Source organism: Variovorax sp. YR752 (genome assembly GCF_943372545.1).
Genome location: NZ_CALRZC010000276.1, coordinates 1 through 9,934 on the forward strand (window position 1 = coordinate 1; position 9,934 = coordinate 9,934).

A 9,934-nucleotide genomic window follows, 5' to 3' on the forward strand; every position below is an offset into this window, starting at 1 on the left:
AGCTTGTTGTGGCGCGCGGCAGCGGTGACGCCGACGAGCAATGCGATCACGACTGTCAGGCTCATCGCCATTACGGCCAGTGGCACGGTGAGGGCCAGGCGCTCGAGGATCAGGTCGATGACGGGCGAGCTGTAGGCGTAGCTGTCGCCCAGGTTGCCGGTGAGCATGCCGGCGATCCAGTGCCAGTAGCGGGTCCACGCGGGCTGGTCGAGGCCGAGCTTGGTGGCCAGGGCGGCAACGGCGTCGGGCGAGGCGTCGGGGCCCATGAGCATCTGCGCGGCATTGCCGGGCAGGATCTCGAGGACGAGGAAAACGATGACCGAGGCGCCGATCAGGGTACCGATCAGCGTGGCGATGCGCTTGAATAGAAACAGACTCATGGGGCGGGCCGCAGCATAACTGACTGGTGCAACAACCGTGCCTCGACTGTGAACTTTGTCGCTCCTCATCGGACCGCCCTGACGCTGGCGGGGGCTCCGCAAGACCTGCAGCGGGGCATTCGCCCGGTCCGTCGATAATCGGGGGATGGCCCTCATGATCACCGACGAATGCATCAACTGCGATGTCTGCGAGCCCGAGTGCCCGAACGATGCGATCTACATGGGCGCCGAGTTCTACGAGATCGATCCGCACAAGTGCACCGAGTGCGTCGGCCACTTCGACGAGCCGCAGTGCGTGCAGATCTGCCCGGTGGCCTGCATCCCGGTGAACCCGGACCATGTGGAGACCCGCGAGACGCTGCTGCAGAAGTACGTGCGCCTCACGGCAGACAAGGCGGCACCGCCTGCGTCGGATGCCGCCTCGCCGTCGTCAGTCGGCGCCGCCTGAGCCGGACGGTTTCTTCTTCTTTTTCTTCTTGCCTGTTTCCTTCGGGGCTTCGTCGCCGGTCGACGGGCTGTTGAAGCGCGCGCTCGTTGGGCGGGGCTCGGCCGTGTGCTTGCGCTGGCGGGCCTGGGCGGCCCGTTCGGCAGGCGTGAGAGCTTGCGCGTTCGTGGTGAAGCGCCCCGCATCGAAGGTCGTGGGACTGCCCTGGCTGACCGCCTCCCGCTCCAGCGACTGGCGGCTGCGCGCCAGCCGGCCGGCGCTGCGTTCGTTGCGGCGCGCGGCGTCTTCCGACGCCTTGCGGTCCGCATCGCTGCGCCGGTCGTCCACCTTCACGGTCCGCCCACCTTCGCACGGCTGGTCGGAGTAGGTGTTGCCGCACCGCCAGGTCTGGGCTGAAGCGCCCATGGCGGCTGCGGACAGCGCGATCGCAAAAACAGCCATCACCCGGTTGGCTGCCGTCTTTGTTGCGGCTTCTTCCGTCTTCTTTTTCTTCGTCGTCGTTCTTCTTCTCATTTTTAGTTCTCTCCCTCCCTGCACTCCCATGGCCGGCTAGGTGGCGGCAGGCGTCGTGCCTCCGTCGCCGGGCTCCCGCCTCGGCGGCTTGGGCCGCGGCGGTTTGCTCGTGTGAATCATCAGCGTGGCTTTTTCCATCTCGCCGGCCACCAGGGCGGGGGCGGCATGCAAGGTGCGCACGATGGCGTCTTCGATGGCTTCACGTTGTTCCTTGAGCGGCTTCTTGAGCACCCAGTTGACGACCTCCGACTTCACACCGGGATGGCCGATGCCCAGCCGCAGGCGCCAGTAGTCGCCGGTGCCGAGCTGGGCGTGGATGTCGCGCAAGCCGTTGTGGCCCGCGTGGCTGCCGCCGAACTTGAGCTTGGCCTGGCCGGGCACCACGTCGAGTTCGTCGTGCACCACGAGGATTTCTTCGGGCGCGATCTTGAAGAAGCGCGCGAGCGCGGCCACCGACTTGCCCGACAGGTTCATGAAGGTCTGCGGTTCCAGCAGCCAGATGCTCTGGCCGCCGATGTTGGCGCGTGCCGCGAGGCCGTGATAGCCGCGCTCGGGCACGAGGTTGAGCTTCCAGTCGCGCGCGAGGGCGTCGATCCACCAGAAGCCGGCGTTGTGGCGCGTGGCTTCGTATTCAGGGCCTGGATTTCCGAGGCCGACAAACAGCTTGATCATGGCGGGAATTATCTCGCCGCCCCACAAAGCAAAAGGCCCGCACGAGGCGGGCCTTCTGTTCGCGGACGGAAAGAAAGAGGATTACTTCTTCTTGGCCGTCTTGGCGGCGGGCTTGCCAGCGGCAGCAGCAGCGCCTTCGGCGGCAGCGCCTTCGGCGGCCGGTGCCGGCTCTTCCGACACCAGCGGCGGCACGGCCGACACGATGACGGGGTTGGTCTTGCCGTGGCTCACGAACTTCACGCCCTTGGGCAGCTTGATGTCGTTGACGTGCAGCGTGGCGTTCTTCTTCAGGCCCGAGAGATCGATCTCGAGGAATTCAGGCAGATCGCTCGGCAGGCAGTTGATTTCCAGTTCGGTCATCACGTGGTTCACGAGGTTGTGATCCAGCTTGACGGCGTCGGACTCTTCTTCACCCTTGAAGTGAAGCGGCACCTTCATGTTCATGCGGGTCTTGGCATCGACGCGTTGGAAGTCGATGTGTTGCACCAGCTGGCGGAACGGGTGGTATTGCACGTCGCGCAGCAGCACCTTGGTGACGGCGCCGGCGAGGTCCATTTCGAGGATCGACGAGTGGAAAGCTTCCTTCTTCAGGGCGTGCCACAGCGCGTTGTGATCGACTTCGATCAGTTGCGGCTGGGTGTCACCACCGTAGACGATGCCCGGGGTCTTGCCCGTGATGCGGAGACGGCGGCTCGCACCCGTGCCCTGCTTTGCGCGCTCATAAGCGACGAATTTCATAACTAGCTCCTGTGAGAGTCCACCGCGACCAGTGCGACTCCGATTCAAAAAGGCCTCCGAAGGAGGTCCGCTTTTTCGCTCTCAGGTCAGAACAGGTTGTCCTGGTCCGAGAACAAACTCATCACCGACTCGCCCTTGGCAATGCGCTGGATCGTTTCGGCGATCAGCGGTGCCACGGAGAGCTGGCGGATCTTTCCGCACGCGACGGCCGCGTCGGAAAGAGGAATGGTGTTGGTCACGACGACTTCGTCGAGGGCTGCGCCCTTCGAGAGGCGTTCGATGGCCGGGCCCGAGAAGATCGGGTGCGTGCAGTAGGCGTACACGCTCTTGGCGCCGCGCTCTTTCAGCACTTCGGCTGCTTTGACCAGCGTGCCGGCCGTGTCGATCATGTCGTCCATGATCACGCAGTTGCGGCCGTCGATCTCGCCGATCACGTTCATGACTTCGCTGACGTTGGCCTTCGGGCGGCGCTTGTCGATGATGGCGAGGTCGCAGTTCAGTTGCTTGGCCAGTGCACGGGCACGGACCACGCCGCCGACGTCGGGCGAGACCACGATCAGGTCTTCGTAGTTCTTCTGGCGCAGGTCGCCCAGCAGCACGGGCGAGGCGTAGATGTTGTCGACCGGAATGTCGAAGAAGCCCTGGATCTGGTCGGCGTGCAGGTCCATCGTGAGCACGCGCTCGACGCCGACGGTTTCCAGCAGGTTGGCGACCACCTTGGCCGAGATCGGCACGCGGCTCGAGCGCGGGCGGCGGTCCTGGCGGGCGTAGCCGAAGTAGGGGATGACGGCGCTGATCCGTTCGGCCGAAGCGCGCTTGAGCGCGTCGACCATGATCAGCAGTTCCATCAGATTTTCGTTGGTCGGTGCGCAGGTCGACTGCACCACGAACACGTCGCGTGCACGGACGTTCTGGTTGATCTCGACGGTGACTTCACCGTCGGAGAAGCGACCGACGCGTGCGGCGCCCAGCGAAGTGCCGAGGTTTTGCGCGATTTCTGCAGCAAGGCCGGGATTGGCGTTGCCGGTGAAAACCAAGAAGTCAGGTTGATTGGCCTGCATGAGCGCGTCCGGGCAGTGCAAAGGGCTTGCGGGAAAGCCGCCAAAGGTTTCGAGTCGTGGCGGCCTGTGTGGGCTGCCGATTATTGCAGCCGGTGGACTGCAAAAGAAGCACTGCGGCCATCAGGCCGCAGTTTGAGAGATTTGGCAGGGGAGAAAGGATTCGAACCTTTGCATGCTGGAATCAAAATCCAGTGCCTTAACCAGCTTGGCGACTCCCCTACACAGGTTGATGGTTTGCACCACCCACCGTTATATGTCGCATCGAACCGCAGAGCGTTCCGATTATCTCTTCAGGTTGCCCATCCCCAGAGTGGATGAACCGCCAGATTGTCGCATTGTCGAACCTGCCATCCCCGGGGGGCTTCGAGCAGTTCCGCTTCCTGCGGCGATTGCTGAATTTTCGCGAACACCGAACTTCCGGAGCCGGTCATCCGGGCCTTGAATCCTTGCAGTCCGAACCATTCGATGGCGTCGGTGACTGCGGGGCAAAGCCGTTGGGCAACCGGCTGCAGGTCGTTGTGACCGAAGTCGTAAACCCTGTTGCCGAGGTTTGTGGCTTCTAGCTGTTCGCTATCTGCAGCAAAGCCTGAGATTATAGCAACAGGAGTTGCCCGTTCCAGATCATCCGCAGAAAAAATTAGTCGGGTATCGAGTCCCTCGGGTGGCTTGGCCACCACGAAGCGCGCTGGCGGCAAGTTTACCGGTGTGATTTCTTCGCCGATGCCCTCGACCCAGGCGTTGCGCCCGCCGAGGAAGAAAGGGACGTCCGCACCGAGCTTCAGCCCGATCTGCGCCAGGCGCGACAGCGGCAGGTTCAGGTTCCAGAGGCGGTTGAGCGCGAGCAGGCAGGTGGCCGCGTCCGACGAGCCACCCCCCATGCCCGCCTGCGCCGGCACATGCTTGGCGATGCCGATGTGCGCGCCCTGACCGGGCGCGGCGTGCGCCTGCAGCGCGCGGGCGGCGCGCAGCACGAGGTCGTCGGCCGGCAGCGGCGTGGTGAGGTCTTCGCGGCTCAGTTGGCCATCGTTGCGCAGCTCGACATGCAGCGTGTCGCACCAGTCGATCAGCATGAAGACCGACTGCAGCAGGTGATAGCCGTCGTCGCGCCGTCCGGTGATGTGCAGGAACAGGTTCAGCTTGGCCGGCGCAGGCAGGTCGTAGATCGCCTTCATGAGCGTTCGAAGACGATGCGCAGGTCGGCCCGGGGCGCAGGGGATTCGCGTGTGGCCTGCAGCCTGCCGTTCGACAGCTGGCCCAGGTCGGCGCGCCAGCCGGGCACGGGGTCGGCGCGGCCATCGAGCCAGCCGAACAGCGCGCCGACCGGAATGGCGGCGCCCGTGGCGGCTTCGATCAGCGCGTCGACGGAGTCGTAGCGGCGGGTGTCGCTGCCGTTCTTCAGCAAGGCTTCACCCGGCGCCCAGTGCAGTTGAGCCAGCGTGCTGCCGATGGGCGTGGTCAGTGTCAGGTCGCCAGTTTCGGCTGTGCCCCGCAGCTCGAACAGGGCAGCAAAAGTCTGGACCGGTTCGCTGTCGATGCGCAGCGACATGCGCCCGCTCCAGTTGGCCGAACGCCCGGGAGCGGCAGCGGGGCCGCCCGAGAGCTGGGCGCAGCCCGTCAGCCACAGCAGCAATGCACCGCCGCCTGCGCCGATCGCCGCGCGGCGGGTGAGGGCCTCATCGCCCCGCGCGGGAGCCGTGTGCGTGATCGATGCCATTCAGGGTTTGACGCGCAGGCGCTTGAGGGTTTCCTGCAGCGTCTCGTTTTCTGCGTCCGTCAGCAGCGATTCTTTCCAGATCGCGACGGCACGGTCCTTCTGGCCGGCCGACCACAGCACTTCACCGAAATGCGCGCCGATCTCGGGGTCGGGCCGCGTCTTGTAGGCCGCCTCGAGGATGCGGATCGCCTCCGCCGTGTTGCCGAGCCGGAACTCGACCCAGCCCAGGCTGTCGGCAATGAACGGGTCTTCGGGCGCGAGCTGCACCGCCTTCTGGATCAGCGTGCGGGCCTCGTCGAGCCGGATCTTGCGCTCGGCAAACGAATAGCCCAGCGCGTTGTACGCGTTCTGGCTCTCGGGCTTGAGCGTCATCAGGCGGCGCAGCAGCCGCTCCATGTCGTCGAGGCGGTTGAGCTTCTCGGCCATCATGGCCTGGTCGTAGACGAGGTCGCCGTCGTCCGGCGCGGCCGCCGAGGCCTGGGCCAGCAGGTCGTAGGCGGCCTGGTATTGCTTGGCTTCGCGCAGCAGCTGGGCTTCGGCGAGCAGCTTCTGCTTGCGCTCGTCCGCCGTGCGCTCGGGCAGGGCGCGCAGCAGCTCGCGGGCTTGCGGCAGCTTGCCTTGCTTGGCGAGCAGGCTGGCGCGGCGGCCCTGGATGGCGCTCTGGTTGTCGGAGCTGTCGATGCGCGAGGCCCAGCGGTCGGCCGCCTGGAAATCCTTGCGCCGCTCGGCCAGTTGCGACAGCACGAGATACGCCTGCGTCAGCCCGCGCTTGCGGTCGGCGACGTCACCGGCGTCCTGGCTCTGGCCCGGCGCGGTCATCAGGTCGACGTAGCGTTTGAGCGATGTTTCGGCCGCCGCTTCCTGGCGGGCCTGCATCTGCAGGCTACCGAGCAGCAGCCAGGGCTCTGCCAGTTCGGGGCGTGCCGTGGTCAGCGTCTGGAGCTGTGCGGTGGCGTCGCTGAAGCGGCGGTTCTCGACCAGCGTGCGCGCATAGGCGATGCGCAGGTCGGGCGAGGCCTTGGGGTTGTTGGCGAGGTAGCGCGTGACGATCGGCTCGGCCAGTGGCTGGCCCGGGTCGATGAGCTCGAGCGCCAGCGCCGAGGGCGCCTCGGACGCCGGATCGATCGCCTGCCCCTTGCGCGCGGCATCCAGCGCCCCCGAGGGGTCGCCGGCGTTCAGGCGCAGCCGGCCCACGGTGGCCCAGGCCAGTCCGCCGGTCGTCGGGCTCTTGAGCTCGTCGACCAGCGCCTGTTCGACCACCGAGGCAGCCAGCTTCTTGTCGGCGGCGCGGCCGTAGGTGCGCGCGATCACCGCCATCAGCAGGGGGCGCTCGATCTGCGAGGTGGCCGCCACTTCGGCGCGCAGCGGATCGACGGTTTCGCTGATGCGGTTCAGCGCGATCAGGATCTGCAGCTCGATGCGCCGGGCATCGCGCGAATTGGGCAGTGCTTCCTGCCAGGCGCGCGCCGCGGAGATGGCCGCGTCGCCGGAGCGCGACTGCAGCGCAATTTCGACCGCGCGCTGGAACAGCTTGCCGTCGCGCAGGCGCCGGGCGGCGTCGAGCACCAGCGAATAGCCGGAGCCGGGGTCGCCGGAACGAGCGGTGATCTCGCCCATGAGGATTTCGTAGAACAGGTCGGCCGTCAGCGCCGACGGCTGTGCGGCCTCGGCGGCCGGTTTGGTGGCCGTGGTGGCCCGGGGCCGCACCGGCGGCTTCGGCGGCGCTGTGCGCTCGATGGCGGGAGCGGGGTTGCCGGCGGCGGTGGGTTCTAGAGACTGGGCCTGCGTTGCGTAGGCAAGCAGCACGAGAGACGCGGCCGCCGCAAGGCGGTGACGGCGGGGCGATGGGTTCATCTGACCATAATAATCCAGCCATTTGAACGAGCGCCGCATGGGGCTTCGTCGCTGCCGGAGTTTTACTTTTCATGCCTGAACTACCCGAAGTCGAAGTCACCCGGCGCGGCTTTGCCGACCGCATCGTCGGCGCGCGCATCGAGTCCGTGCGCATCGGCAAGCCGCTGCGCTGGGCGCTGATGGTGCTGCCGCAGGCGCTGGTCGGGCGCCGCGTGCGCGAGGTGCGCCGCCGCGGCAAGTACCTGCTGATCGACCTGGACCGCGGGCTGCTGCTGCTGCACCTGGGCATGTCGGGCAGCCTGCGTTTCGACATCCACCTGCCGGAGCCCGGCGTGCACGACCACTTCGACCTGGTCACCGAACTCGGGACCCTGCGGCTGAACGACCCGCGCCGCTTCGGCGCCGTGGTCTATGTGGACGACGAAGAGGCGCCCTGGGCGCTCAAGCTGCTCGGCGGGCTGGGCATGGAGCCGCTGGGCGACGCCTTCGATCTCGACGCCTTCCATGCGGGGCTGAAGAAACGCCGCACGGCCATCAAGCAGGTGCTGCTCGCGGGCGACGTGGTGGTGGGCGTCGGCAACATCTACGCGTCGGAGGCGCTGTTCATGGCGGGCATCCGCCCGACCTTGTCAGCGGCGCGCATCAGCCGGCCGCGCGCGGCGAAGTTGCATGCGGCGGTGCGCGAGATCCTGGCGCGGGCGGTGGAGAAGGGCGGCAGCACCCTGCGCGACTTCTCGAACGTGGACGGGCAGAACGGCTACTTCCAGCTCGAAGCGACCGTCTACGGCCGCGCGGGCGAGCCGTGCCGGGTGTGCGGTACGCCGATCCGGCAAATGAAACAGGGGCAGCGCTCCACTTATTACTGCCCCCATTGCCAGAAATCATAGGAAGGCTGGCTCCGCGGCGTTGCTTCGGGGCAAACTCTTATAGGTACCCCGTTCGCCATTCGGCGATGTTATATTTGTAAATTCTTACTTACATCTTCCCCTTGAGCCGCTCTTTCAACCAACAGCTCGATCGGCACGGCGCCTGGCGGAGCAACTTCGCCCGCCGCCTTCAGTGGCTGTCCCGTTGGCTGACCGACAACGAGCTGCTCGACCAGGCCGTGGCCGAACGGCTGCGCGCACTCGAAGACCAGATCCGCACCAGCAAGGTCATGGTGGCCTTCGTGGCCGAGTTCTCGCGCGGCAAGTCGGAGCTGATCAACGCGATCTTCTTTGCCAGCTACGGGCGGCGGATCATGCCGGCCAGCGCCGGGCGCACCACGATGTGCCCGACCGAGCTGGGCTACGACGCCGCCTTGGCGCCCAAGCTGCGCCTGCTGCCCATCGAAACCCGCCTGGAGCCGCATTCGCTCACCCACTGGCGCGAGCGACCCACGCGCTGGACCGAGCTGCCCATCGACGTGGACGACGCCGAACAACTGGCCCAGGCCATGGGCAAGGTGGCCGAAGTCCGCTGGGTGAGCAAGGACGAAGCCCGCGCGCTCGGCTTCTGGAACCCCGAGACGCCCGACGACAACCCGGTGCAGGACGCCGAAGGCCGCGTCGAAATTCCGCGCTGGCGCCATGCGGTGCTGAACATGCCGCACCCGCTGCTGGAACAGGGGCTCGTGATCCTCGACACGCCCGGCCTGAATGCGATCGGCGCCGAGCCCGAACTCACCGTGAGCCTGATCCCGCAGGCGCATGCCGTCGTTTTCATCCTTGGCGCCGAAACCGGCGTGACCCGCTCCGACCTGTCGATCTGGCGCGAGCACCTGATCACCGGCGACGAGAGCCACGACACGCGCTTCGTGGTGCTCAACAAGATCGACACGCTGTGGGACACGCTGAGCACCCCGACGCAGATCGCGCAGCAGATCGAGCGCCAGCGCGAAGGCGCGGCCCGGCTGCTCGACGTGCCGCTGGCGCAGGTGCTGCCGGTGTCGGCGCAGAAGGGCCTGCAGGCCAAGATCGGTCACGACGCGGCCCTGCTCGAGGCCAGCCGCCTGCCGGCGCTCGAAGCGTTGCTCGGCGAAGGCGTGCTCGGCAAGCGCGAGACCATGCTGCGGCTCGCCGTCGATGCCGGCATGACCGCGCTGCGCACCGAGGCCGAACGTCTGCTGAAGGTGCGCCAGCGCGACCTGTCGGAGCAGGCGCTGGAACTGCAGGGCCTGCGCGGCAAGAACGTGTCGGTCATCCGCCACATGCGCGCGCGCATCGACCAGGAACACGCCGAATTCGAGGGCAGCAACACCCGCATCCTGGCGCTGCGCTCGGTGCAGGGCAAGCTGCTGCGCGAGGTGTACGCGGTGCTCGGGCGCACGGCGCTCAAGGCCGACATGGTCAAGCTGGCCGCGGCGCTCAAGCGCCCCGGCGTCAAGTTCAACGTGCGCAAGGTGTACGGCGAAACCTTCGATGCGCTGCGCAACAACCTGCGCGAAGTGCAGGCGACCACGGCCGAGATCCAGTCGATGCTGCACGCAACATTCCGCCAGCTCAACGCCGAGCAGGGCTTCACGCTGCAGGCGCCGGCCGAACCCGACCTGAGCGGCTTCGAGCAGGAGCTGGGCCAG

At 66.6% G+C, this 9,934-nt stretch carries 11 protein-coding genes and 1 tRNA gene; 3 read left to right on the top strand and 9 right to left on the bottom strand.

Annotated elements, in window-relative coordinates; all coding sequences use genetic code 11:
* The coding region (locus AAG801_RS36730; RefSeq protein WP_341892860.1) for an ABC transporter permease at nt 1–380 on the bottom strand (380 nt) is incomplete at its 3' end.
* 145 nt (nt 381–525) lie between these two features.
* Here AAG801_RS36730 and AAG801_RS36735 point away from each other — a divergent pair.
* Nucleotides 526–828 (top strand): YfhL family 4Fe-4S dicluster ferredoxin, encoded by a 303-nt coding sequence (locus tag AAG801_RS36735; RefSeq protein ID WP_341892861.1) that lies wholly within the window; start codon nt 526–528, stop codon nt 826–828.
* On the opposite strand, the gene AAG801_RS36740 is transcribed toward AAG801_RS36735, so the two are convergent.
* The 8 genes from AAG801_RS36740 to AAG801_RS36775 all read right to left on the bottom strand — a co-directional run bounded on the left by AAG801_RS36740 (nt 811) and on the right by AAG801_RS36775 (nt 7,377).
* The gene (locus AAG801_RS36740; RefSeq protein ID WP_341892862.1) at nt 811–1,368 is read right to left on the bottom strand and encodes a hypothetical protein; all 558 of its coding nucleotides are present in this window, start codon (nt 1,366–1,368) and stop codon (nt 811–813) included. The two genes, AAG801_RS36735 and AAG801_RS36740, sit on opposite strands and share 18 nt — an antisense overlap.
* Nucleotides 1,369–1,374: 6 nt before the next feature.
* Complete coding sequence (gene pth, locus AAG801_RS36745; protein ID WP_056573407.1) at nt 1,375–2,010, bottom strand: aminoacyl-tRNA hydrolase; 636 nt, start codon at nt 2,008–2,010, stop codon at nt 1,375–1,377.
* Nucleotides 2,011–2,091: 81 nt separating this feature from the next.
* Entirely contained in the window at nt 2,092–2,748 is a 657-nt protein-coding gene (locus AAG801_RS36750) for a 50S ribosomal protein L25/general stress protein Ctc (protein ID WP_101488767.1), read from the bottom strand.
* Between the two features lie 86 nt (nt 2,749–2,834).
* Nucleotides 2,835–3,809, bottom strand: coding sequence for a ribose-phosphate pyrophosphokinase (locus tag AAG801_RS36755; RefSeq protein WP_056573402.1), 975 nt, complete (start codon nt 3,807–3,809; stop codon nt 2,835–2,837).
* Nucleotides 3,810–3,951: 142 nt separating this feature from the next.
* Nucleotides 3,952–4,028: transfer RNA gene (locus tag AAG801_RS36760), tRNA-Gln, on the bottom strand.
* A 71-nt stretch (nt 4,029–4,099) separates the two neighbouring features.
* A complete protein-coding gene (gene ispE, locus AAG801_RS36765; RefSeq protein ID WP_341892863.1) occupies nt 4,100–4,981 on the bottom strand; it encodes a 4-(cytidine 5'-diphospho)-2-C-methyl-D-erythritol kinase in 882 nt (293 codons plus the stop codon).
* Nucleotides 4,978–5,523 (bottom strand): lipoprotein insertase outer membrane protein LolB, encoded by a 546-nt coding sequence (locus tag AAG801_RS36770; protein WP_341892864.1) that lies wholly within the window; start codon nt 5,521–5,523, stop codon nt 4,978–4,980. The genes ispE and AAG801_RS36770 overlap by 4 nt, the downstream gene beginning before the upstream one ends.
* Nucleotides 5,524–7,377, bottom strand: a complete 1,854-nt coding sequence (locus AAG801_RS36775) for a tetratricopeptide repeat protein (protein ID WP_341892865.1) — start codon at nt 7,375–7,377, stop codon at nt 5,524–5,526.
* 71 nt (nt 7,378–7,448) lie between these two features.
* Here AAG801_RS36775 and mutM point away from each other — a divergent pair, with 71 nt between their 5' ends.
* Nucleotides 7,449–8,264, top strand: coding sequence for a bifunctional DNA-formamidopyrimidine glycosylase/DNA-(apurinic or apyrimidinic site) lyase (gene mutM / locus AAG801_RS36780; RefSeq protein ID WP_341892866.1), 816 nt, complete (start codon nt 7,449–7,451; stop codon nt 8,262–8,264).
* Between the two features lie 101 nt (nt 8,265–8,365).
* On the top strand, nt 8,366–9,934 hold a 1,569-nt coding region (locus tag AAG801_RS36785), incomplete at its 3' end, for a dynamin family protein (RefSeq protein WP_341892867.1).

Excerpts from the sequence above, each read along its gene's own strand:
- AAG801_RS36735 (WP_341892861.1), top strand. The coding sequence starts at position 526 with ATGGCCCTCATGATCACCGACGAATGCATCAACTGCGATGTCTGCGAG.
- AAG801_RS36740 (WP_341892862.1), bottom strand. The coding sequence starts at position 1,368 with ATGGGAGTGCAGGGAGGGAGAGAACTAAAAATGAGAAGAAGAACGACG.
- pth (WP_056573407.1), bottom strand. The coding sequence starts at position 2,010 with ATGATCAAGCTGTTTGTCGGCCTCGGAAATCCAGGCCCTGAATACGAA.
- AAG801_RS36750 (WP_101488767.1), bottom strand. The coding sequence starts at position 2,748 with ATGAAATTCGTCGCTTATGAGCGCGCAAAGCAGGGCACGGGTGCGAGC.
- AAG801_RS36755 (WP_056573402.1), bottom strand. The coding sequence starts at position 3,809 with ATGCAGGCCAATCAACCTGACTTCTTGGTTTTCACCGGCAACGCCAAT.
- ispE (WP_341892863.1), bottom strand. The coding sequence starts at position 4,981 with ATGAAGGCGATCTACGACCTGCCTGCGCCGGCCAAGCTGAACCTGTTC.
- AAG801_RS36770 (WP_341892864.1), bottom strand. The coding sequence starts at position 5,523 with ATGGCATCGATCACGCACACGGCTCCCGCGCGGGGCGATGAGGCCCTC.
- AAG801_RS36775 (WP_341892865.1), bottom strand. The coding sequence starts at position 7,377 with ATGAACCCATCGCCCCGCCGTCACCGCCTTGCGGCGGCCGCGTCTCTC.
- mutM (WP_341892866.1), top strand. The coding sequence starts at position 7,449 with ATGCCTGAACTACCCGAAGTCGAAGTCACCCGGCGCGGCTTTGCCGAC.